The 22,743-nt window shown below is 61.2% G+C and carries 19 protein-coding genes; 15 read left to right on the top strand and 4 right to left on the bottom strand.

Features of this window, described 5'->3' with window-relative positions; genetic code table 11:
• Positions 1 to 155: 155 nt before the first annotated feature.
• Together olsB and DBP26_RS09115 are read left to right on the top strand one after the other, a co-directional pair.
• Complete coding sequence (olsB, locus tag DBP26_RS09120) at positions 156 to 911, top strand: L-ornithine N(alpha)-acyltransferase (protein WP_108236962.1); 756 nt, start codon at positions 156 to 158, stop codon at positions 909 to 911.
• On the top strand, positions 911 to 1,699 hold the full coding sequence (locus DBP26_RS09115; protein WP_108236961.1) for a lysophospholipid acyltransferase family protein: 789 nt from the start codon (positions 911 to 913) through the stop codon (positions 1,697 to 1,699). The genes olsB and DBP26_RS09115 overlap by 1 nt, the downstream gene beginning before the upstream one ends.
• Here DBP26_RS09115 and DBP26_RS09110 read toward each other — a convergent pair.
• Entirely contained in the window at positions 1,660 to 2,256 is a 597-nt protein-coding gene (locus DBP26_RS09110; protein WP_108236960.1) for an ACP phosphodiesterase, read from the bottom strand. The two genes, DBP26_RS09115 and DBP26_RS09110, sit on opposite strands and share 40 nt — an antisense overlap.
• Positions 2,257 to 2,495: 239 nt before the next feature.
• Here DBP26_RS09110 and DBP26_RS09105 point away from each other — a divergent pair, with 239 nt between their 5' ends.
• From DBP26_RS09105 to DBP26_RS09095, 3 genes are all read left to right on the top strand, one after another.
• Complete coding sequence (locus tag DBP26_RS09105; protein ID WP_108236959.1) at positions 2,496 to 2,798, top strand: helix-turn-helix transcriptional regulator; 303 nt, start codon at positions 2,496 to 2,498, stop codon at positions 2,796 to 2,798.
• 34 nt (positions 2,799 to 2,832) lie between these two features.
• Complete coding sequence (locus DBP26_RS09100) at positions 2,833 to 3,999, top strand: MFS transporter (protein ID WP_108236958.1); 1,167 nt, start codon at positions 2,833 to 2,835, stop codon at positions 3,997 to 3,999.
• An 81-nt stretch (positions 4,000 to 4,080) separates the two neighbouring features.
• Positions 4,081 to 5,130, top strand: coding sequence for an alkene reductase (locus DBP26_RS09095; protein ID WP_108236957.1), 1,050 nt, complete (start codon positions 4,081 to 4,083; stop codon positions 5,128 to 5,130).
• A 91-nt stretch (positions 5,131 to 5,221) separates the two neighbouring features.
• Here DBP26_RS09095 and DBP26_RS09090 read toward each other — a convergent pair whose 3' ends face one another.
• From DBP26_RS09090 to DBP26_RS09080, 3 genes are all read right to left on the bottom strand, one after another.
• On the bottom strand, positions 5,222 to 6,082 hold the full coding sequence (locus DBP26_RS09090; RefSeq protein ID WP_108236956.1) for an ATPase: 861 nt from the start codon (positions 6,080 to 6,082) through the stop codon (positions 5,222 to 5,224).
• Positions 6,083 to 6,163: 81 nt separating this feature from the next.
• A complete protein-coding gene (locus DBP26_RS09085; RefSeq protein ID WP_108236955.1) occupies positions 6,164 to 7,162 on the bottom strand; it encodes an NAD(P)-dependent oxidoreductase in 999 nt (332 codons plus the stop codon).
• 95 nt (positions 7,163 to 7,257) lie between these two features.
• Positions 7,258 to 8,157: a LysR family transcriptional regulator ArgP gene (locus DBP26_RS09080; RefSeq protein WP_108236954.1), complete on the bottom strand. Its 900-nt coding sequence runs from the start codon at positions 8,155 to 8,157 to the stop codon at positions 7,258 to 7,260.
• A 108-nt stretch (positions 8,158 to 8,265) separates the two neighbouring features.
• Between DBP26_RS09080 and DBP26_RS09075 the strand changes: the two genes are divergently transcribed.
• From DBP26_RS09075 to DBP26_RS09030, 10 genes are all read left to right on the top strand, one after another.
• Positions 8,266 to 8,868, top strand: coding sequence for a LysE/ArgO family amino acid transporter (locus DBP26_RS09075; RefSeq protein ID WP_108236953.1), 603 nt, complete (start codon positions 8,266 to 8,268; stop codon positions 8,866 to 8,868).
• A gap of 238 nt (positions 8,869 to 9,106) precedes the next feature.
• A complete protein-coding gene (locus tag DBP26_RS09070; protein ID WP_108236952.1) occupies positions 9,107 to 9,703 on the top strand; it encodes a Fe-Mn family superoxide dismutase in 597 nt (198 codons plus the stop codon).
• Positions 9,704 to 9,998: 295 nt separating this feature from the next.
• A complete protein-coding gene (locus DBP26_RS09065; RefSeq protein WP_108236951.1) occupies positions 9,999 to 12,050 on the top strand; it encodes a bifunctional diguanylate cyclase/phosphodiesterase in 2,052 nt (683 codons plus the stop codon).
• Between the two features lie 300 nt (positions 12,051 to 12,350).
• Positions 12,351 to 13,697, top strand: coding sequence for an imelysin family protein (locus tag DBP26_RS09060; protein WP_108236950.1), 1,347 nt, complete (start codon positions 12,351 to 12,353; stop codon positions 13,695 to 13,697).
• 235 nt (positions 13,698 to 13,932) lie between these two features.
• Entirely contained in the window at positions 13,933 to 14,472 is a 540-nt protein-coding gene (locus DBP26_RS09055) for an AP2/ERF family transcription factor (RefSeq protein ID WP_146749656.1), read from the top strand.
• A 143-nt stretch (positions 14,473 to 14,615) separates the two neighbouring features.
• Positions 14,616 to 16,043 (top strand): di-heme oxidoredictase family protein, encoded by a 1,428-nt coding sequence (locus DBP26_RS09050; protein WP_108236948.1) that lies wholly within the window; start codon positions 14,616 to 14,618, stop codon positions 16,041 to 16,043.
• 31 nt (positions 16,044 to 16,074) lie between these two features.
• The gene (locus tag DBP26_RS09045) at positions 16,075 to 17,139 is read left to right on the top strand and encodes an imelysin family protein (protein ID WP_108236947.1); all 1,065 of its coding nucleotides are present in this window, start codon (positions 16,075 to 16,077) and stop codon (positions 17,137 to 17,139) included.
• Between the two features lies 1 nt (position 17,140).
• Positions 17,141 to 18,262 carry a DUF1513 domain-containing protein gene (locus tag DBP26_RS09040; protein WP_108236946.1) on the top strand — a complete coding sequence of 374 codons (1,122 nt, stop codon included), beginning with the start codon at positions 17,141 to 17,143 and terminating at the stop codon, positions 18,260 to 18,262.
• A 118-nt stretch (positions 18,263 to 18,380) separates the two neighbouring features.
• Positions 18,381 to 19,532: an efflux RND transporter periplasmic adaptor subunit gene (locus DBP26_RS09035; protein WP_108236945.1), complete on the top strand. Its 1,152-nt coding sequence runs from the start codon at positions 18,381 to 18,383 to the stop codon at positions 19,530 to 19,532.
• A 26-nt stretch (positions 19,533 to 19,558) separates the two neighbouring features.
• A complete protein-coding gene (locus DBP26_RS09030; RefSeq protein ID WP_108236944.1) occupies positions 19,559 to 22,597 on the top strand; it encodes a multidrug efflux RND transporter permease subunit in 3,039 nt (1,012 codons plus the stop codon).
• Positions 22,598 to 22,743: the final 146 nt, after the last annotated feature.

Here is a 22,743-nt window from a genome sequence, read left to right as displayed (position 1 = left end):
CCAATACGTGTTCCCCATAACGCGCCCCCTGTCACGCAACCATCACCAAAGCTTAACGGTCGTGACATCGGCCCTCCCTAGCCTGAATTCGTACAGCAATGCATCGAATAATCAGTCGACCGGCCTGGACCAGGGCTGGCCCACGGAGACGCCACATGACTCAGATCGCCAGCATTCGAGACACCAGCTCCGACCGCCGCCTGCAGGCAGAACGCCTGATCGGGACCTATGCCTTGCAGGAAGCGCAGGCCTTGCGCTTCAGCGTGTTCAGTGGTGAATTCAACGCCAAACTCCAAGGCGCCGAGCTGGGCCTGGACATCGACGACTATGACGTTCACTGCATGCACATCGGCGTGCGCGATCTGAGTAACGGCCGCCTGGTCGCGACCACCCGCTTGCTGGACCACAAAGCGGCCACCTCCCTGGGCCGTTTCTACAGCGAAGAAGAATTCAGCCTGCATGGCCTCGGCCATCTGCAAGGCCCGATTCTAGAGCTGGGCCGCACCTGCGTGGACCCGGCCTACCGTAACGGTGGCACCATTGCCGTACTCTGGAGCGAACTGGCCGAGGTGCTCAATGAGGGCGGTTACAGCTACCTGATGGGCTGCGCCAGCATTCCGATGCAGGACGGCGGCATTCAAGCTCACGCGATCATGCAGCGCCTGCGCGAACGTTATCTGAGCACCGAGCACCTGCGCGCCGAGCCGAAAAAACCACTGCCAAATCTGGACCTGCCGAACAACGTCATCTGCGAAATGCCGCCGCTGCTCAAGGCCTACATGCGTCTGGGTGCGAAGATCTGCGGTGAGCCGTGCTGGGACGAAGACTTTCAGGTCGCTGATGTGTTCATCCTGCTCAAGCGCGACGAGCTGTGCCCTCGCTATGCGCGTCATTTCAAGGCAGCCGTGTGATGAGGGCGCTGCGCAGACACGCGCGGATCATTCGTGTGTTGTGGGTCATCGCTCTGGGCCTGAGCATCGCGGGCACTTTCGCGCTGATGGAACGGCTGCGCCTGGGTGCGTCCATGGCTCGGCGGCAGCGCTGGACCCGTTGGTTCATGGGTCGTTTGACGGCCGCTTTGCCGTTTCGGGTGACCGTCAGCGGTCAACGCTCCGCGCAGCCGATGCTGTGGGTTTGCAACCATGTTTCATGGACTGACATTCCACTGCTGGGGATGCTCGCCCCGTTGTCGTTTCTGTCCAAGGCCGAAGTCCGGACCTGGCCGGTGGCCGGCTGGCTGGCACTGAAAGCGGGCACGCTGTTCATTCGGCGCGGCTCGGGCGACAGCAAACTGATCCAGAAACAGATGGGCCAACATTTGTTGAATCGGCATTCGTTGGTGATCTTCCCGGAAGGCACGACCACGGACGGTCGCAGCCTGCGCACCTTCCATGGCCGTCTTCTGGCCAGCGCCATCGATACCGGGACGCCGCTGCAACCAGTCGCGATCCAGTACCTGCGCGATGGGCATCCGGACCGCATCGCGCCATTCATTGGGGATGACGACCTGCTTTCGCATCTGCGGCGTCTGTTCGCCCATGAAGTGAGCGAGGTGCACATTCACCTGCTGACCCCAATCGAAACCCAGGGCAAAGAACGCGCGGCCCTGGCCTTCGAAGCCCAGCAGGCCGTGCAGACAGCCTTGTTCGGCAGCACGGATCAAGAGACCGAGGTGCGCTCGGCCGCCAAGGCGGCCTGAGTGAACGCCTGAAGTTCGGGATAGAACGCACGGAAGTCCTGACTCAAGGGTTCGTAAAGCGCCCTCAGCTCCTGCATCGCCCCGGCCAGTGCTTCTGGGCGCGACAAACGCCGGGAAATGCCGGCCAGTGCGTTGCCCACCACCTCGAACTCCGCGTAGGACCCCAGCCAGTCCTGGGCCGCCATGCGCGGGGCGATCAGCGCGAGACGCTCCGGCAAATCGGGCTCGTTGGCCAATATGCGGTAGACCTTGTCGGTAAAGGATGACAATGGCTCATCGGAGTAACGATTCCAGTCCCGCGCCAGGCAGTGGTCGAAAAACACGTCCAGCACAATCCCGGCGTAACGTCTGCGCACTGTCGGAAAACGCTCCATGGCCTGTCTGATGACCGGGTGACCATCGGTGAATGCATCGATGCGACGGTGCAGGCGGATGGCGCCCTCGACGTCCGCGGGAAAGCGCCCAACCAGCAATCCTTTGACGAAGTCGCCGTAGAGGCTGCCAAGCAATTGCGGGGGTGTCTGGCCGCCGAGATGCAGGTGTGCGAGGTAGTTCATGGGAACGCAGGACCTTTTGCTGAAGGCGCACGGGCCCGGGGTGGGAACCTGTTCACGCCGGTTAGAGTGCGTGGTTGCTGACACTTGTTCAAGCCGCCCAGCCTGCGACGACTCATATCGTTATAACCCGATATACCGATTTATGGTGTCCTTAGCGCCAAATCATATTTGTATATCGCGATTTATAGATATAAAGTTCGCCCCATCGCGATATACCGCTACGCACCCGTGAGAACGACATGCCTATCGACCTCGACGACATAATAAAAGCTTTGGCACACCCGGTCCGTCGGCAGATCCTTGCCTGGTTGAAAGACCCGGCGACCTGCTTTCCCGACCAACAACACTCCTTCGAAGGCGGTGTCTGCGCCGGTCAGATCGACCAGCGCGCAGGTCTTTCGCAATCGACGGTCTCCGCTCACCTGTCACAGCTGCAACGTGCCGGCCTGATCACCAGCAAAAAGCACGGGCAGTGGCATTTCTTCAAACGCGACGAAGCCGTCATTCAGGCGTTTTTGCACGACTTGAACGAACAGCTTTGAGCTGACGCTTCCCTACGGATTCAGGAGACGCACTGTGCCTCTTTCGCTACTTATTCTGGCCCTGAGCGCCTTCGCCATCGGCACCACCGAGTTCGTCATCATGGGCCTGCTGCCCAACGTGGCCGCCGACCTGGGTGTCAGCATTCCCGGCGCCGGTTGGCTCGTCACCGGCTATGCATTGGGGGTCGCCATTGGCGCGCCATTCATGGCCATGGCCACCTCCCGTCTGCCGCGCAAAGCCGCACTCATCACACTGATGGGGATCTTCATCGTCGGCAATCTTCTGTGCGCGATAGCGTCCGATTACACCATTCTGATGCTGGCCCGGGTCGTCACCGCGCTGTGTCACGGCGCATTCTTCGGCATCGGCTCGGTAGTCGCTGCCGGACTGGTGCCAGCCAATCGCCGGGCGTCGGCCGTCGCGTTGATGTTCACCGGGCTGACCCTGGCCAACGTGCTGGGCGTGCCGCTGGGCACTGCACTCGGGCAACAGGCGGGCTGGCGCTCGACCTTCTTCGCCGTGACGGTCATCGGCGTGATTGCCTTCATCGGCCTGATCCGCTTCCTGCCTGCCAAGCGCGATGAAGAAAAACTCAATATGCGCGCTGAGCTGGCCCTGCTCAAAGGCGCCGGGATCTGGCTGTCGCTGAGCATGACCGCGTTGTTCGCAGCCTCGGTGTTTGCGCTGTTCACCTACGTCGCGCCGTTGCTCGGCGACGTCACAGGCGTCTCGCCGCGCGGCGTGACCTGGACCCTGATGCTGATCGGCCTTGGCCTGACGGTGGGCAATATCCTCGGCGGCAAACTGGCAGATCGCCGCCTGGCCGCCACGCTGATCGGCGTGTTCATCACAATGGCCGTGGTATCGACGCTCCTGAGCTGGACCAGCGCTGCGCTGGTTCCGGCCGAAGTGACGTTGTTCCTCTGGGCCGTCGCCTGTTTCGCCGCGGTGCCGGCCTTGCAAATCAACGTCGTGACCTTTGGCAAGGACGCACCGAATCTGGTGTCGACCTTGAACATCGGCGCCTTCAACGTCGGCAACGCCTTGGGCGCGTGGGTCGGCGGCAGTGTCATCGCCCACGGTTTCGGCCTGACCAGCGTGCCACTGGCCGCAGGCGCCCTGGCGGTACTGGCCTTACTGGTCACCCTGATTAATTTCCGTCAGCGCGGCGATGCCGGGCTGGCTGCTGTAGCGAACTGAGCCTTACGAGTCAGCGCTTCGGCACTTGCGTTAACGACTGCGGATTCAACCTTTTACCGACTGCAATTGAGGATTCTTCCGATGACCACGATTTTTGACCCGATCAAGATCGGCGAACTGGACCTGAGCAACCGCATCATCATGGCCCCGCTGACCCGCTGCCGCGCCGACGAAGGTCGCGTCCCAAACGCGATGATGGCCGAGTACTACGTTCAGCGCGCCTCGGCTGGTCTGATCATCAGCGAAGCCACCTCCGTCACGCCAATGGGCGTGGGCTACCCGGACACCCCCGGCATCTGGTCCAACGACCAGGTTCGCGGCTGGAGCAACATCACCAAGGCCGTTCACGCCGCCGGTGGCAAGATCGTGCTGCAGTTGTGGCATGTGGGCCGCGTGTCCCACACCAGTTATCTGAACGGCGAAGCTCCCGTGGCGCCGAGCGCCATCCAGCCAAAAGGTCACGTCAGCCTGATTCGCCCACAGGTCGACTTCCCGACACCACGTGCCCTGGAAACGGCTGAAATCGCCGACATCGTCGAGGCTTACCGCGTGGGGGCAGAAAACGCCAAGGCTGCTGGCTTCGATGGCGTCGAGATTCACGGCGCTAACGGTTACCTGCTCGACCAGTTCCTGCAAAGCAGTACCAACCACCGCACCGATGCCTACGGCGGCTCGCTGGAAAATCGGGCACGGCTGCTGCTGGAGGTGACTGATGCGGCGATTGAAGTCTGGGGCGCTGGTCGCGTCGGCGTGCATCTGGCACCTCGCGCCGATGCCCACGACATGGGCGACGACAACTTGGCCGAGACGTTCACCTACGTGGCCTCGGAATTGGGCAAACGCGGTATCGCCTTTATCTGCGCCCGCGAACGTGAACTGGACGACAGCCTCGCGCCACGTTTGAAACAGGCCTTCGGTGGCGTGTTCATCGCCAACGAAAAATTCACCAAGGAAAGCGCGAACGCTTGGCTGGCAGAGGGCAAGGCCGACGCCGTGGCCTTCGGCGTACCTTTCATCGCCAACCCCGACCTGCCTGCGCGCCTGGCCAAGGATGCGCCGCTGAACGAGCCGCATCCTGAGACCTTCTACGCTAAGGGTCCGGTCGGGTATCTGGATTATCCGACGCTGTAAGTCGTCATATGACGTTGATGCCCTTCACCCTCATCGCGGGCATGCTCGCGCAGAGGGCTGAAGGGCCTCGGCGTAACGATGCGGCGGGAACCTACTGCCCCCGCGCGTTGATTTGCTGCGACAACGTCTGAATCTGGCTCTGCAGCGTATTCAGATTGCGTGTCATCTGCCCGCGAAACGCGTCGAATTCCTGAGTGCTCGCCCCCGAAGAAGTCGGCTGCGCCGAACGATTATCCTGTTCGCTCTTGAGCACAATCATGTCCTGTTCGAGCCGTTCGATCGCCTGACTGTTGTTGCTTTTCTTCAGGTTCGCCACGTCCGCAGCCAGACTTTTGAGCTGCGTATCGAGCCGATCCTGCTCAGTCTGGGCCGATTTGCCGTCCGGCATCGCTGCCTTCAACGCCGCAAGCTCGGTGGTAATCGTCTTGAGCTGGTCCTGCACTTGCTGAGTGGTCGCCTGCTGCGCCGCGACCTGGCTGGTGATCTGCTCCAGACGCTTGTCCAAACCACCCTGCGCCCCTGCCACACCCTGCTGCTGCCGGCTCTGATCAGCCAGTTGATCCTGCAACTGCTTGATCTGCGCTTTGAGCGCTTCGCCGCCACTGTTGGCTTCCGACTCACTGGCGTTGAATTTGCCGGAGATGTCCTGCAGTCGCCCGGCAGCCTCTTCGCTGATGCGCGCAAAGCTTTCCTGAGTCGCCACCAATTGCTGCTCCATCAGCGAGACCTGCTGGAAGCTCCACCAACCCAGTCCGCAGAAGGCGATGAACAGCGCGCCGATCAATGCCCACAAGGCACCTGTCCCGGGCGCCTTGACCTTGACCACCGGCGTGGTCCGCGAATAGACCGTGGTCCGCTCGCGAGTCTTGGCGTCGGGAATGAAATCATCGTCATCGTCCTTGGCACTGAGGCTGGGCACGTCGTCGATGTCGTCATACGGATCTTTACGCATGGGGTTACCTTTGAAATCCGTTGAATCTTGAAGGCGGACTCGACCCGCCGAACCTTGTGACCGTCCGCAACGCCGGGCGTTTTATACACCCGTCCCGTGCGTCGCTTTCCACCAACCACAGAACTCGTCCAGGGCGGTCCAGACGCTGACCTTGGGCTGGTAGTCGAGATAATACTGGGCGCGGCTGATATCGAGGGTGAAATCTCGGCTCATCACCTGCATTCCCATTCGCGACAGCGTGGGTTCAGGCCGGCCTGGCCAAAGCCTGCATGCCGTCTCGTTGACCACCGCTGCGCTGTAACCCAAGGCGTACGCGCGGTAACGCGTGACCGGTGGCAACTCCATTTTGCGCATCACGTAGTTCACCACGTCCCAGATCGGGATCGGCGTGCCGTTGCTGATGTTGTAGGCCTTGCCCAGCGCCGACCCAGTCGCCAGCAAACTGCTGAGCAGCGCCTCGTTCAGGTTCTGGATGCTGGTGAAGTCCACTTTGTTCAGGCCATTGCCGATGATCGACAAACGTTTTCTGGCCTGCATCTGCATCAACCGCGGGAAAATGCTGTTGTCACCCGCGCCGGTGACGAATCGAGGACGCAGCGCAATGACCTCCAGGCCGAACTCTTCGGCGCCAAACACCTTCTGCTCGGCGAGGTACTTGGTGGCGGCGTAGTGATTGTGAAACCGCTTGGGCACCTGCTCTTCACGGATACCCACGTGTGATTTGCCATCGAAATAAATCGACGGCGAGGACAGGTGCACCAGCCGACGCACCCTCTGCTTGAGGCACGCCTCGACCACGTTTTCGGTGACCTGAACATTGCCTTGAAGGAAATGCTGGTAGCTGCCCCACGTCCCCACCGCACCGGCGCAATGCACCACCGCCTCCACGTCTTCGCACAGCGCCAGCACCCGTTCTGGATCGTTCAGGTCGCCTGGGATGAATTCGGCGCCACGCTGGACCAGGTGTTCGACGCCTTGCGCACGACGGCCGTTGACCCGGACGCTAAACCCCTGCTCCAACGCAAAACGCGCAAAGCGTCCGCCGATAAAGCCGCTTGCGCCGGTGACCAGAATCTTCATGTACCGCTCCGTTTTGACTGGCTGCAGCCAATTCAATCACGACCCAAGGTCGCCGGTTGGCTGCAGTAATTACGTGAATCAGACATTCTTGACGCTCACTGCTGGTCCAGCGGCACTAGCCACTGCTTCGCTTTGTTCGCCAGATGTTCGGTGAAGCGAGCCAACAACTGCCCACCATTGCGCCAATGATGCCAGTACAACGGTACATCGATGCAGCGCTCGGCGAACAACTCCACCAACCTGCCGTTCGCCAGTTGCTGGCGAACCTGCATCTCGGGCACCAAACCCCACGCCATGCCAGCCTCGGTCATGCGCATGAACCCTTCGGAGGACGGGCACAGGTGATGCTGAAAGCTGCCCTCGATGCCCAGCGACGCCATGTAGCGATGCTGAAGGTAATCGTCCGGCCCGAACACCAGTGCCGGCGTGAGCGCGAGCGCCTGCGGCGTCACACCGTTGGGAAAATGACGCGCGATGAATTCAGGGCTGGCCAACGCACGATAGCGCATCGCGCCCAATAACAGGCTGCGCGCTCCGGCCACCGGCCGCTCACTGGCACACAGACACGCCGCCACTTCACCCGCCCGCATGCGCTTGAGACCCACATCCTGGTCCTCGACCACCAGGTCGGTCAGCATCTGGTGCTCGGCGCAGAAATCCCCCACTGCCGCCGCCCACCAAGTCGCCAGGCTGTCGGCGTTGAGCGCGATTCGCAACCGCTCGGGTGCACCGCCTTCATCCAGCGCGGGCACGACGCTCTGCAGATCGCGTTCCAGCAGCCGGACCTGTTGAACATGGTTGAGTAGACGCTGGCCAATCTCCGTCGGGGTCGGCGGAGTGACGCGCACCAGCACCGGTTGGCCGACGCGTGCCTCCAGCAACTTGATGCGCTGCGAGACTGCCGACTGCGACAACCCCAAGACCTGTGCGGCGCGTTCGAAACCGGCTTGCTCGATAACGGCCGCCAACGCGGCGAGCAGTTTGTAATCGAACATCATTTTTCCTAATGAGTAATCAGCAGTATTGGTTTTTCTTATACAGGCAATCCCGCCACACTGGCCACCTCTGTCCATCGCACACACGAACCCAGGAGCCCGGAAGTCATGTGGCAAAGCTATTTCAACGGATTGTTGGTGGCCTTCGGCCTGATCGTCGCGATTGGCACCCAGAACGCTTACGTACTCGCGCAAAGCCTGCGCCGTGAACACCATCTGTCTGTCGCCGTGCTGTGCATTGTGTGTGATGGAATCTTGGTGACGGCCGGCGTGTTCGGACTGGCCAATGTGCTCGCTCACAGCCCCACATTGCTGGCGGTGGCTCGCTGGGGCGGAGTAGCGTTTCTGCTGTGGTATGGCACTCAGGCCCTGCGCCGCGCGCTCTCGCCGCAAAGCCTGCGGCAAGGTGACGGCCAGGGCCAGCGCTCGCGTCGAGCGGTCCTGCTGACGGCACTGGCAGTGACCTTGCTCAATCCTCATGTGTACCTCGACACCGTTCTGCTGATCGGCACCCTCGGTGCTCAGCAGGCTGAACCCGGCGCCTACGTGGCAGGCGCCGCCAGTGCATCGTTGGTGTGGTTCTCCACCCTGGCGGTCGGTGCGGCTTGGCTGGCACCTTGGCTCGCTCGCCCGGCGACCTGGCGGCTGTTGGATCTGATGGTGGCGGCGATGATGTTCAGCGTCGCGGTGCAGTTGATCAGAACGGTTTAACGCTGTCGGGCAGCAGGGTTGCGCCGGTTTTGCGCAGCGGGAGCCGACACCTGTCGTCAAATCCTTGCACGTCGCCGGAACCTCTATCCCACACAGTTGTTGCGTGGTTATGGGCCGGACCCGGTGCTATGATCCAGCCCCTGCGTCGCAAAGAGTAAAAACTCGTCGGCGTATTCTGTCTGGCCGTCCGTGATCGGCCTTGCGCTAACCGCAACCTGACCTGATTAGGAGAATTACCATGGCTTTCGAATTGCCGCCGCTGCCTTACGCTCATGACGCCCTGGCACCGCACATCTCCAAGGAAACGCTGGAATATCACCACGACAAACACCACAACACCTATGTCGTGAACCTGAATAACCTGGTCCCAGGCACCGAGTTCGAAGGCAAGACGCTGGAAGAAATCGTCAAGTCTTCCTCGGGCGGTATCTTCAACAACGCCGCTCAGGTCTGGAACCACACCTTTTACTGGAACTGCCTGGCACCGAACGCTGGCGGCCAACCGACCGGTGCACTGGCTGACGCCATCAACGCGGCATTCGGTTCCTTCGACAAATTCAAAGAAGAGTTCAGCAAGACGTCCATCGGCACCTTCGGCTCCGGCTGGGGCTGGCTGGTGAAAAAAGCTGACGGCTCTCTGGCCCTGGCAAGCACCATCGGTGCAGGCAACCCGCTGACCAACGGCGACACTCCGCTGCTGACCTGCGACGTCTGGGAGCACGCTTACTACATCGACTACCGCAACCTGCGTCCAAAATACGTCGAGGCGTTCTGGAACCTGGTGAACTGGAAGTTCGTTGCCGAGCAGTTCGAAGGCAAGGCATTCACCGCCTGATTGGCTTCAAATCGAAAAACCCGGCGCGTCCGGGTTTTTTTTTGCCTTGCATTCCGGTTTATGTATTGTCAGACAACGATAGCGGACTAATATCAGGTTCGGTCGGAGTCGACGAAACGACGCTCAAGTTCCGCTCCGAAGTTACCGACACAGTACCGACAGCCCTGATCGCCCCCATGGGAATCGTATGCTGAGTGAAACGGGTCCTGGGGTCTCCCAACCCCTTGACCCTTGGCGCGGTATTGCCAATGCTTGTTACGTCACCCGCTATCAGCATGGATGAAGGAATGGCCATTTGAAGCTGGAACTCAAAAACAGCTTGTCGGTGAAGCTGCTGCGTGTGGTGTTGTTGTCGGCGCTGGTGGTGGGCGTCGTGCTCAGTTGCGCGCAAATCGTCTACGACGCCTACAAGACGCGACAGGCCGTCGCCACGGACGCCGACCGGATTCTGGACATGTTCCGCGACCCATCGACTCAGGCTGTTTATAGCCTGGACCGGGAGATGGGCATGCAGGTCATCGAAGGCCTGTTTCAAGACAAGGCCGTGCGCATGGCCTCCATCGGCCACCCGAACGAAACGCTGCTGGCTGAAAAGTCCCGCGATCTCAAATCGTCTCCCACCCGTTGGCTGACCGATCTGATTCTCGGCCAGGAACGCAGTTTCACGACCCAACTGGTGGGCCGCAGCCCCTACAGCGAATACTACGGCGACTTGCGCATCACCCTGGACACCGCCACCTACGGTGAGGGTTTTCTGCTCAATTCGATGATCATCTTCATTTCCGGGGTATTGCGTGCGTTGGCGATGGGGCTGGTGCTTTACCTGGTCTATCACTGGCTGCTGACCAAGCCCTTGTCGCGCATCATCGAGCACCTGACCAGCATCAACCCCGACCGCCCCAGCGAGCATCAGCTCCCGCTGCTCAAGGGCCATGAAAGGAACGAGTTGGGCATCTGGGTCACGACTGCCAACCAGTTGCTGGCCTCCATCGAGCGCAATACGCATCTGCGCCATGAAGCCGAATCCAGCTTGCAACGCATGGCGCAGTACGATTTCCTGACCGGCCTGCCCAATCGCCAGCAATTGCAAAACCAACTGGACAAGATCCTCATCGATGCCGGGCGCGTCCAGCATCGGGTTGCGGTGCTATGCGTGGGCCTGGATGATTTCAAAGGTATCAACGAACAATTCAGCTATCAGGCGGGCGACCAGTTACTGCTCGCGCTGGCCGACCGCCTGCGCGCCCACAGTGGCAGGCTCGGTGCCTTGGCTCGCCTGGGCGGCGATCAGTTCGCCCTGGTCCAGGCTGACATTGAGCAGCCCTACGAAGCGGCCGAGTTGGCGCAGAGCATTCTCGACGACCTTGAGGCTCCCTTCGCGGTAGACGGTGAAGAAATCCGTCTAAGGGCGACCATCGGTATCACCCTGTTTCCGGAGGACGGCGACAGCACCGAAAAGCTGCTACAGAAAGCCGAGCAGACCATGACCCTGGCCAAGACCCGGTCGCGCAACCGCTACCAGTTCTACATCGCCAGCGTCGACAGCGAAATGCGTCGCCGCCGCGAGCTCGAGAAAGACTTGCGCGAAGCGCTGGTGCGCAACCAGTTTCATCTGGTGTACCAGCCGCAGATCAGCTACCGCGACCACCGCGTGGTGGGCGTCGAGGCGCTGATCCGCTGGATACACCCTGAACACGGCTTCGTGCCGCCTGACCAATTCATTCCGCTGGCCGAACAAAATGGCACGATCATCGCCATCGGCGAATGGGTGCTGGATCAGGCCTGCAAGCAATTGCGCGAATGGCACGATCAGGGCTTCACCGAGCTGCGCATGGCGGTGAACCTGTCCACCGTGCAACTTCACCACTCCGAACTGCCTCGGGTGGTGAACAATCTGTTGCAGATCTACCGCCTCCCGCCACGCAGCCTGGAGCTGGAGGTGACGGAAACCGGCCTGATGGAAGATATCAGCACGGCGGCGCAGCATTTGCTCAGCCTGCGACGCTCGGGCGCGCTGATCGCCATCGACGACTTCGGTACCGGTTACTCGTCCTTGAGCTACCTGAAAAGTCTGCCGCTGGACAAGATCAAGATTGACAAGAGCTTCGTTCAAGACCTCATCGATGACGATGACGACGCGACGATCGTGCGGGCGATCATTCAGTTGGGCAAAAGCCTCGGGATGCAGGTCATTGCCGAAGGCGTGGAAACCGCGGAACAAGAGGCCTACATCATTTCCGAGGGTTGCCACGAGGGGCAAGGCTATTTCTACAGCAAGCCACTGCCTGCACGGGAGCTGCTCTCTTATCTCAAACAGGCGCAGCGCACCCACGTCAGCGTGTTGTGACCATCGTGGGCATATGCCCCCTTTCAACCCGAGGGTTGCGGGCTTGCCGACGACCGCAGCCAGCGCAGCGGTGCATTGATCGGTCTGGACTTCGACATGCGGCGCCGAATGCGATTTCCGGCTTTGCATCCTGACGCGGCACCCTTTCTGTTGCCCTCCGTTCTGTAACAGCTTGAAATATCTCCTCCCGCACGACCCTCCGTTTAGCCTTTACACAGAATGCAAATCTTTCGCATTATGTCGCAGATTTTTTAAGCCATTCACCACCGTTCTTCTCCCCTCTCGACGCAGGATTCCGTCATGATTCGTAAGCCCCTGGCTGCCGCCAGTCTGCTGGCCCTCGCTATCGCTCTGGCTGGTTGCGACCAAGGCAAGGACAAGCCCGCCGCCGCTGCACCGACCCCGGCTCCCGCCGCTTCCGCGCCAACGCCAACGCCTGCTGCTGCACCTGCCCAGGCCAGCGACGCCGCTGCCAAGGCAGTGGTCGCCAACTATGCGAACATCGTGTATGCCGCCTTCAGCGACGCCGAATCCACCGCAAAGCATCTCAGCACTGCCGTCGACGCTTTCCTGGCGTCGCCGAACGACCAGACGCTCAAGGCCGCCCGCGACGCTTGGGTGGCCGCTCGCGTTCCCTACATGCAGACAGAAGTCTTCCGCTTCGGCAACACCATCATCGATGACTGGGAAGGCCAGGTGAACGCCTGGCCGCTGGACGAAGGGCTGATCGACTACGTCGCCAAGGACTATCAGCACGCATTGGGCAACCCGGGTGCGACGGCCAACATCATCGCCAACACGTCCATCCAGGTCGGTGAAGACAAAGTGGATGTCAGCGAAATCACTCCAGAGAAACTGGCCAGTCTGAATGAACTGGGCGGGGCCGAAGCCAACGTTGCCACGGGCTACCACGCGATCGAATTCCTGTTGTGGGGTCAGGATCTGCATGGCACCGGACCCGGTGCGGGCGAGCGTCCCGCCAGCGATTACATCGAAGGCAAGGGGGGAACCGGAGGCCATAACGATCGCCGCCGCGCCTATCTGAAAGCCGCCACTGACCTGCTGGTCAGTGACTTGGAAGAAATGGTCAACAACTGGAAACCAGGGGTCGCCGACAACTACCGCGCCACCCTGGAAGCCGAGTCCGGCGAAAGCGGCCTGCGCAAGATGCTGTTCGGCATGGGCAGCCTTTCGTTGGGTGAGTTGGCAGGCGAGCGCATGAAGGTCGCGCTGGAAGCCAACTCCAGCGAGGACGAACACGATTGCTTCAGCGACAACACCCATAACTCGCACTTCTACAACGGTCTGGGTATCCGCAACGTTTACCTGGGTGAATACACCCGTGTGGACGGCAGCAAGGTCAGCGGCCCGAGCCTGTCGTCGCTAGTCGCCAAGGTCGATGCAGCGACCGATTCGACGTTGCGTGCCGACCTGGATGACACTCAGGCCAAGCTGCAAGTGCTGGTCGATCATGCCAACAAGGGCGAGCACTTCGATCAACTGATTGCTGCGGGCAACACCGCGGGCAACCAGGTCGTGCGCGACGCAATTGCCGCACTGGTCAAGCAGACCGGGGCCATCGAACAAGCGGCAGGCAAGCTGGGCATCACTGACCTGAACCCTGATAACGCCGATCACGAATTCTGATCGCCGCTGGCAATACGCGGCAGGTCTAACCAGCAGAGCCGACCCTTCGTGGGTCGGCTCTTTTTTTGGGTGCCAGAAACACTTCATCAAGGGGGTGGAACGGCAGCATTTCCGAGACCGATCCGTAAGTTTTGTAGGGTATTTCCTGTTCGCACTCTGTCGGATTGAACGCCTTTTATTCGCCCCTGATCATGGCCGCTCCTTTGATCCCATCCCATCCAGGAGGAGACAGACCGTGCCGAAAGGAAACAACAAAAGGCGTCGCGTCACCAAGCTCAAAGCCAATGATTACGGCATCCATCTATTGGTTGGCACCCGAGGTCCCCGAGCCTGGAAGGTGACCATTTACCGCGACGGAAAAACCTTCAACAGATTGTTCTCATTTTCCCGATACGGCGGACGCGAAGCCGCCAGGAAAGCCGCCGACGCGTGCCGTGACGAGTTGATGCTGACCCATCTTCCGAAACTCACCCGTGACATCCGGCAGCGCCTGATCGCCACCAACACCAGTGGCCACCCTGGCGTCCACTACCGCTGTTACACCGGCATTGCCTACTGGGTCGCTCGCACTACCCTGCGCAATGGCAGCAGCGTGACCAAATCCTTCCGGGTTGAACACTACGGTTATGAGCGGGCCAAGGAACTGGCGATTCGAGAGCGCGAACGTCAGCTCGACAGCGTCGGGGAGTACCGATGTTTCAAGGTGGTGGAAGGCGAACAACGTTTGATGCAGCTGATGGTGGAAGACCCCTCATTGGAAATCTCGGGTTTCTGATCACATGAAGAGCGCGTTGTGGCGGGGCGGTATTTAGTTACAACACGTTTCGAGAGGTCCTTACAAACGCAAATCCCTCTTATTCGACCCCCACGGGGCTGGTAAGCTTGCCCGCCCCGATTCCCCGCTTTTGCAGGATCCGTATGACCGCGTGGCCCCGTCTTTCACTCGTTCTGCTGATGGCCCTGGCCCTCGGTGGGTGCGACGACGCCCCGCATTTCACTGCAGCCGAGCCCGGCGAAGCCCTATCGGGGGGCGCGGCCACCGTCAGCCGCAGTGACCGAAACGCCTTCGCCCTGCCCTCGGGTAACCTGTCCCCCGTGCGCCGTCTGGACTTCAGCGTCGGAAACAGCTTCTTCCGCAGCCCTTGGGTCATCGCCCCCTCCACCACTACCGCACGCGATGGTCTGGGGCCGCTGTTCAATACCAATGCGTGTCAGAACTGCCACATCAGGGACGGTCGCGGCCATCCGCCTGAACCCGGCGCCGACAACGCGGTGTCCATGCTGGTGCGGCTGTCCATACCCGATGACCCCATGCATGGCCAACGGCTGCAGCAACTGGGCCTGACGCCGGAACCGGTGTACGGCATGCAATTGCAGGACATGGCGATTCCCGGCGTCCCCCCGGAGGGGAAAGTGCGGGTCGAGTACGATTCACTGACCCTGCATTTCCGCGACGGTACACCGATTCAACTGCGCCGGCCGACGTTACAGATCACCCGCCTGGGCTACGGCCCCATGCATCCGCAGACCCGCGCATCGGCACGGATCGCGCCTCCCATGATCGGCCTTGGCCTGCTGGAAGCGATTCCAGAAGCGGCCATCCTCGCCAACGTCAACGCGGGTGATAAAAACGGTACCGGCATCACCGGCACGCCCAATTGGGTCTGGGACGAAGCTCGGCAGAAAACCGTGCTTGGCCGCTTCGGCTGGAAAGCATCACAGCCCAGTGTCACCCAACAGAATGCCCACGCGCTGGCGGGGGACATGGGGCTGACCTCACACCTCAAGCCCGCAGACGACTGCACAGCGTCACAGGCCGCCTGCCTTCAGGCCCCAAGCGGCAAAGGCCCCGACGGTGAGCCGGAGGTCAGCGACAACATCCTCCGGCTGCTGACCTTCTACACCCGCAACCTGGGGGTGCCGACCCGTCGTGATGTAGGTGACCCCCAGGTATTACAGGGCAAGAGTCTGTTCTTCAAGGCCGGCTGTCAGCAGTGCCACACGCCGCAGTTCACCACTGCCGCCGATGCGCAGGAGCCCGAACTGGCCAATCAGGTCATCCGGCCTTACACCGACCTTCTGCTGCATGACATGGGGGAAGGTCTGGGCGATAACCTCAGTGAATTCCAGGCCAACGGTCAGCAATGGCGCACCCCGCCTTTGTGGGGCATCGGGCTGACCCAAAGCGTCAGCGGCCACACGCAATTTCTACATGACGGGCGTGCACGCAACCTGATGGAAGCCGTGCTGTGGCATGGCGGCGAGGCACTGCCTGCGCAGCGCCAGGTTCTGGCCTTCGACGCGGAACAGCGGGCGGCCTTGCTGGCATTCCTGAACTCTCTATAACCTGTTTTTACCGATTGATAAGGAGCCGGACATGTTCCGCCCCAAGCTGTTGTTCACCAGCCTTGCCGCGCTGGCCTTGGGTGCCTGCGCCCCCTCGGACCCGCAAGCCGTGACGTCCGCCGCTATCGCCACGCAGGTCATTCTCCCGACCTACAGCCGTTGGGTCGACGCCGACCGGCAACTCGCGGCGAGCGCATTGGCGTTCTGTCAGGGCAAGACCGACCTGCAGGCCGCCCGCGCTGACTTTCTTCATGCGCAAAAGGCTTGGGCCGAATTGCAACCCCTGCTGATCGGCCCCCTGGCCGAAGGCAACCGGTCGTGGCAGATCCAGTTCTGGCCGGACAAGAAAAACCTCGTCGGGCGGCAGGTCGAGCAGTTGATCAGCGCACAGCCCCAGATCACCGCTGAAGCGTTGGCGAAATCGAGTGTCGTGGTTCAAGGCTTGTCCGCTTACGAATACATCCTGTTCGACGCCGACATCGACTTGGCCAGCCCCGAGCAGAAAGCCCAGTACTGCCCGTTGCTGACCGCCATCGGTGAACGTCAGAAGAGCCTCGCGGAAGAAATCCTCACGCGTTGGAATGCCGCTGACGGCATGCTCGCGCAGTTGAGCAAATTTCCGAACCCGCGCTATGCGGATTCCCACGAAGCGATCGCCGAGTTGCTGCGGGTGCAGGTCACCGCGCTGGACAGCCTGAAGAAGAAACTCGGCACCCCGCTGGGCCGGCAGTCCAAAGGCGTTCCGCAGCCGTTCCAGGCCGAGGCTTGGCGCAGCAAGGCCTCGCTGAGCAGCCTGCAGGCCAGTCTGAAGAGTGCCGAGACGGTGTGGTCCGGTGTGGACAACAAGGGGTTGCGCAGCCTGCTACCGGCCGAGCAAAAGCCCTTGGCTGAAAAGATCGATGCCGCCTATGCCGAAAGCCGAAGGCAACTGGCCGCACTCAAGCCACCGCTGGCCGACCTGCTGGCGACGGAAGAAGGCCGCCAGCAGTTGAACGCGTTCTACGACAGCCTCAATGTGGTCCATCGCCTGCATGAGGGCGAATTGGCCAAGGCATTGGGCATCCAACTCGGTTTCAACGCCAATGATGGTGACTGATATGTTGCGACGTCAGGCTCTGGCCTTGGGCAGTCTGGTTCTTGGCGCGTGCACGCTGGGCGGCTGGTCGCTGTGGCGGAAAAAAGGCGAGAGCCCCCTGCTGCTCTCCGCTCGCGATGACGCCGATGGCCGGCACTACGCTGTGGGCTACCGCGTGGACGGCACTCGAGTGTTTGCCACCCAGGTGGCCCAGCGTTGCCACGACATCATCAACCACCCCGACCGGCCGATTGCGCTGTTCGTCGCTCGGCGCCCCGGCACGGAAAGCTACCTGATCGATCTGCGCGATGGCCGTCTGCTGCAAACCATCGTGTCCGGGCCTCACCGGCATTTTTATGGCCATGCTGTAATTCACAAGCACGGCGAATGGCTGTACGCCACTGAGAACGACACCACAGAGCCGGGCCGGGGCGTGCTGGGCGTCTACCGGTTCGTGAACGAGCGACTGGAACACACCGGGGAAATCCCCACCCATGGCATCGGCCCGCATCAGGTCGCCTGGATGCCGGACGGGGAAACGCTGGTCGTGGCCAACGGTGGGATTCGCACCGAGGCGGAAAGCCGCGTGGAGATGAACCTCGACGCCATGGAGGCGAGCCTCGTGCTGATGCAACGTGACGGCACGTTGCTCAGCAAGGAAGCCCTGCCGCAACAGATGAACAGCGTGCGCCACATGTCAATCGCCCGTGACGGCACCATCGTCACCGGTCAACAATTCATGGGGCCGGCCCATGAGTCCTCCGATCTGTTGGCGATCAAGCGACCCGGGCAACCGTTCCAAGCGTTCCCCGTGGCCGAGACGCAATTGCAGGCCATGGCGCATTACACCGCCAGCGTGGCGGTCCATGACGAACTGCGACTGGTGGCGCTGACGGCGCCACGGGGCAATCGTTTCTTCATCTGGGAGCTGGACAGCGGTGCGCTGCGGCTCGACGCGCCGCTGCCGGATTGCGCGGGGGTGGGCGCGGTCGCCGATGGTTTCGTTGTCACCTCAGGCCAAGGCCGCTGCCGCTTTTACGACTGCCGCACGCGCACGGATGTCGCAGAGGCTTTGCCGCTGCCGGCGGGGTTGTGGGACAACCATCTGCATTTGGTCCAGGGACCGCAGCGTTCGCCCGCATAAGGTGAACGTGCGCGCAAAGGCGGCGTATCGCCGACATTTGTTGCAACTGCCATGGCCTGCGCGACGGAGTTGGACTACCGTGCTCGCCTGAGTCATCCGTTTTCCAAGGAAGTGGAATATGTTGCGTCGCCGCATGTTGATCATGCTGGGAGTCGCTTTGATCGTGGTGTTGGCCTTGGGGGGTTACAAGGCGTTTTCGATCTACCAGCAGATCCAGCAATTCACAGCACCCAAACCGCCGATCAATGTCGCCGTGGCGGTCGTCGAATCGCGCGCCTGGCAGAACCGCCTGCCCGCCATCGGTAGCCTCAAGGCGCTGCAGGGCGTTGACCTGAGCCTGGAGGTCGCGGGCACGGTCAAGGCGGTGCAGTTCGAATCCGGGCAGAAGGTCAAATTCGGCCAACCCCTGCTGCAACTGGACAGCGACGTGGAAAAGGGCCTGCTGGGCACCGCCGAAGCGGACTTGGGCCTGGCGCAGGTCGACTATGTCCGCGGCAGCAAGTTGATCGGCGACGCGGCCATTTCCAAAGGCGAATTCGACCGACTCGCCGCCACGCAGAAAAAGGCCGCGGCCACCGTTGCGCAACTCAACGCCTCGCTGGCCAAGAAGCGTATTCTCGCGCCGTTCAGCGGCACCATCGGCATTCGTCAGGTGGATGTCGGCGACTATCTGGCCAGCGGCACGGTGATCGCTACGCTGCAAGACTTGAGCAGCCTCTACGCCGATTTCTACGTGCCTGAACAGGCGCTGCCGAAGCTGGAGGTCGGGCAAGGGGTTCAGGTCAGCGTTGCCGCCTGGCCCGGTGAGCGCTTCGATGCCCGCATCAGTGCGATCAACCCCAAGGTCGAAGACGCCACCCGCAATGTCCTGGTGCGCGCCACCCTGCCCAACCCGGACGGCAAACTGCTGCCAGGGATGTTCGCCAACTTGCAAGTCATTCTGGGTCAGGACACGCAAGCGTTGGTCGTCCCCGAGAGCACCATCACTTACACACTCTACGGCAACTCGGTGTTCGTCATCGCGCCGAAAACCGACGCCGAGGGCCGGCCGGAAAAAAACGCCAAAGGCGAGCCGCTCCTGATGGTGGAACGTCGCTTTGTGGAAACTGGAGAGCGCCGCGAAGGGCAGGTGATCATTCGCAAAGGGCTCAAGGCTGGCGAGCAGGTGGTGACCGGCGGCCAGTTGAAACTGGACAACGGCACGGCGGTCGCCATCGGCGGCGACCCGACAGCCCCCGTCGAACAGACCGCCCCGCCCAGGGCTGATTGACCTGGCGACTGTCCGAAGGAGCTTTCATGGCATTTACCGATCCGTTCATTCGCCGCCCCGTGCTTGCCAGCGTCATCAGCCTGCTGATCGTATTGCTGGGGTTTCAGGCATTCAGCAAATTGACCATCCGCCAGTACCCGCAGATGGAAAACGCGCTCATCACCGTCACCACTGCCTACCCCGGTGCGAACGCCGAGACGATTCAGGGCTATATCACCCAACCGCTGCAACAGAGCCTGGCCAGCGCGGAAGGCATTGACTACATGACCTCGGTCAGTCGGCAGAACTTCTCGGTGATTTCCATCTATGCCCGCATCGGCGCCAATACCGACCGCCTCTACACCGAGTTGCTCGCCAAGGCCAACGAGGTGAAGAACAAGCTGCCGCAGGATGCAGAAGACCCGGTGCTGAGCAAGGAAGCGGCTGACGCCTCGGCGCTGATGTACATCAGTTTCTACAGCGCGGGGCTGAACAACCCACAGATCACCGACTACCTGTCGCGGGTCATCCAGCCAAAGCTGGCCACACTGCCAGGCATGGCCGAAGCGGAAATCCTCGGCAATCAGGTATTCGCCATGCGCCTGTGGCTGGACCCCGTCAAGCTGGCGGGCTTTGGCTTGACCGCGAACGACGTGACCGAAGCCGTGCGCAAATACAACTTTCTTTCGGCTGCCGGCGAAGTGAAGGGCGAATACGTGGTGACCAGCGTCAACGCCACCACGGACCTCAAGTCCCCCGAGACGTTCGCCGCCATCCCCTTGAAGACCGAAGGCAACAGCCGGGTGCTGCTGGGTGATGTGGCGCGGGTGGAAATGGGGGCGGAGAACTACGACACCGTCAGCTCGTTCGACGGCACGCCGTCGGTCTACATCGGCATCAAGGGTACCCCGAGCGCGAACCCGCTGGACGTGATCAAGGAAGTGCGCCGGATCATGCCGGAACTGGAAAGCCAGTTGCCACCGAGCTTGAAGGCCTCCATTGCCTACGACGCCACGCTGTTCATCCAGGCCTCGATTCACGAAGTGGTGAAAACGCTGATCGAAGCGGTGCTGATCGTGATCGTCGTGGTGTTCCTGTTCCTCGGCGCGCTGCGCTCGGTATTGATCCCGGTGATCACCATCCCGTTGTCGATGATCGGCGTGCTGTTCTTCATGCAGATGATGGGCTATTCGATCAACCTGTTAACGTTGCTGGCGATGGTGCTGGCGATCGGCCTGGTGGTCGACGATGCCATCGTGGTAGTGGAAAACATCCATCGGCACATCGAGCAAGGCAAGACCCCATTGGACGCGGCGCTCGAAGGCGCGAGGGAAATCGCCATGCCGGTGGTGTCGATGACCATCACCCTGGCCGCCGTCTATGCGCCGATAGGCTTTCTGGAGGGGCTGACGGGCGCGCTGTTCAAAGAGTTCGCGCTGACACTGGCCGGAGCCGTGGTCATCTCCGGGATCGTCGCCCTGACATTGTCACCCATGATGTGCGCGGTACTCCTGCGTCATGACGAAAACCCCAGCGGGCTGGCGCACAAGCTCGACGAAGTGTTCGACGGGTTGAAAGTCCGCTATCAACGCCTGCTGCACAGCACGCTGAACACCCGGCCAGTGGTGATGGTGTTCGCCGTGCTGGTGCTTTGCCTGATACCGGTATTCCTCAAGTTCAGCCAGTCGCAACTGGCGCCGGATGAGGACCAAGGCATCATCTTCATGATGGCCACCTCGCCACAGCCCACCAACCTCGATTACATGAACAAGTACACGCAGCAGTTCATCGAGATCTTCAAGGCGTTTCCTGAGTACTACTCGTCGTTCCAGATCAATGGCTTCAATGGCGTGCAGACCGGCGTGGGCGGGTTCCTGCTCAAGCCATGGGACGAACGAAAACGAACGCAAATGCAACTGCTGCCGGAGGTCCAGGCCAAGCTCGAACAGATCACCGGCTTGCAGATCTTCGGCTTCAACCTGCCTTCGCTGCCCGGCACCGGTGAGGGCCTGCCTTTTCAGTTCGTGGTCAACACCCCGAATGACTACCCGGCATTGCTGGAGGTGGTGAACCGCATCAAGAAGCGCGCGAACGATTCCGGCAAATTCGCCTTTCTTGACCTCGATCTGGCGTTCGACAAACCGGAGGTGGTGGTCGACATCGACCGTGCCAAGGCGGCGCAAATGGGCGTTTCCATGCAGGATCTCGGCGGCAGCCTCGCCACTCTACTCGGCGAGGCGGAGATCAACCGGTTCACCATCGATGGGCGCAGCTACAAGGTCATCGCGCAGGTGGAGCGAGCGTATCGGGATAATCCGCAATGGCTAGCCAACTATTATGTGAAGAACGCTCAAGGCACCCTGCTGCCACTGTCGACGCTGATCACTGTCAGCGACCGGGCGCGGCCACGTCAGCTCAATCAGTTTCAGCAGCTCAACTCAGCGATCATTTCCGGATTCCCGCTGGTGAGCATGGGTGAGGCCATCGCCACCGTCAGGCAGATCGCCATGGAGGAAGCGCCCGCAGGCTTTGCTTACGACTATGCGGGGGCTTCGCGGCAGTTGGTCCAGGAAGGCAATGCGCTGTGGGTCACCTTCGGCCTGGCGCTGGCGATCATCTTCCTAGTGCTCGCTGCGCAGTTCGAGAGTTTTCGTGACCCCTTGGTGATTCTGGTGACCGTGCCCTTGTCCATCTGCGGTGCACTGGTGCCCCTGTTTCTTGGGGTGTCCACCCTGAACATCTACACTCAAGTCGGATTGGTGACACTGATTGGCCTGATCAGCAAGCACGGCATTCTGATCGTCGAGTTCGCCAATCAGTTGCGCAGAGAAAAGGGGTTCACGGCCCGGGAAGCGGTGGACGCCGCCGCGGCGATTCGCCTGCGCCCAGTCCTCATGACCACAGCGGCCATGGTGTTCGGGATGGTGCCTTTGATTCTGGCCTCGGGGGCGGGGGCCGTGAGCCGGTTCGACATTGGGTTGGTGATTGCAGTGGGGATGTCGGTCGGTACGTTGTTCACGTTAATCGTGCTGCCGTGCGTCTATGTGGTGCTGGCGACCGGGCATGGCTCGAAGGCCCCCCATTGATGCCCTATCGGGCCTATCGCGGGCAAGCGCGCTCCTACATTTTTTGCAACGCGCGATGGCCTGATGGACCGCGTGGGTAGCCTTGGTGCTCGACACACGATTTTTATGTGTGGTTCAAAGGCTAACAACTCGGTCCATCGGAATTT

Origin of the sequence: Pseudomonas sp. RIT409 (genome assembly GCF_003052515.2) — a bacterium.
GTDB lineage: Bacteria > Pseudomonadota > Gammaproteobacteria > Pseudomonadales > Pseudomonadaceae > Aquipseudomonas.
This window is presented reverse-complemented; position numbering and strand designations above follow the sequence as displayed.

Excerpts from the sequence above, each read along its gene's own strand:
- olsB (WP_108236962.1), top strand. The coding sequence starts at position 156 with ATGACTCAGATCGCCAGCATTCGAGACACCAGCTCCGACCGCCGCCTG.
- DBP26_RS09115 (WP_108236961.1), top strand. The coding sequence starts at position 911 with ATGAGGGCGCTGCGCAGACACGCGCGGATCATTCGTGTGTTGTGGGTC.
- DBP26_RS09110 (WP_108236960.1), bottom strand. The coding sequence starts at position 2,256 with ATGAACTACCTCGCACACCTGCATCTCGGCGGCCAGACACCCCCGCAA.
- DBP26_RS09105 (WP_108236959.1), top strand. The coding sequence starts at position 2,496 with ATGCCTATCGACCTCGACGACATAATAAAAGCTTTGGCACACCCGGTC.
- DBP26_RS09095 (WP_108236957.1), top strand. The coding sequence starts at position 4,081 with ATGACCACGATTTTTGACCCGATCAAGATCGGCGAACTGGACCTGAGC.
- DBP26_RS09090 (WP_108236956.1), bottom strand. The coding sequence starts at position 6,082 with ATGCGTAAAGATCCGTATGACGACATCGACGACGTGCCCAGCCTCAGT.
- DBP26_RS09085 (WP_108236955.1), bottom strand. The coding sequence starts at position 7,162 with ATGAAGATTCTGGTCACCGGCGCAAGCGGCTTTATCGGCGGACGCTTT.
- DBP26_RS09080 (WP_108236954.1), bottom strand. The coding sequence starts at position 8,157 with ATGTTCGATTACAAACTGCTCGCCGCGTTGGCGGCCGTTATCGAGCAA.
- DBP26_RS09075 (WP_108236953.1), top strand. The coding sequence starts at position 8,266 with ATGTGGCAAAGCTATTTCAACGGATTGTTGGTGGCCTTCGGCCTGATC.
- DBP26_RS09070 (WP_108236952.1), top strand. The coding sequence starts at position 9,107 with ATGGCTTTCGAATTGCCGCCGCTGCCTTACGCTCATGACGCCCTGGCA.
- DBP26_RS09060 (WP_108236950.1), top strand. The coding sequence starts at position 12,351 with ATGATTCGTAAGCCCCTGGCTGCCGCCAGTCTGCTGGCCCTCGCTATC.
- DBP26_RS09050 (WP_108236948.1), top strand. The coding sequence starts at position 14,616 with ATGACCGCGTGGCCCCGTCTTTCACTCGTTCTGCTGATGGCCCTGGCC.
- DBP26_RS09045 (WP_108236947.1), top strand. The coding sequence starts at position 16,075 with ATGTTCCGCCCCAAGCTGTTGTTCACCAGCCTTGCCGCGCTGGCCTTG.
- DBP26_RS09040 (WP_108236946.1), top strand. The coding sequence starts at position 17,141 with ATGTTGCGACGTCAGGCTCTGGCCTTGGGCAGTCTGGTTCTTGGCGCG.
- DBP26_RS09035 (WP_108236945.1), top strand. The coding sequence starts at position 18,381 with ATGTTGCGTCGCCGCATGTTGATCATGCTGGGAGTCGCTTTGATCGTG.
- DBP26_RS09030 (WP_108236944.1), top strand. The coding sequence starts at position 19,559 with ATGGCATTTACCGATCCGTTCATTCGCCGCCCCGTGCTTGCCAGCGTC.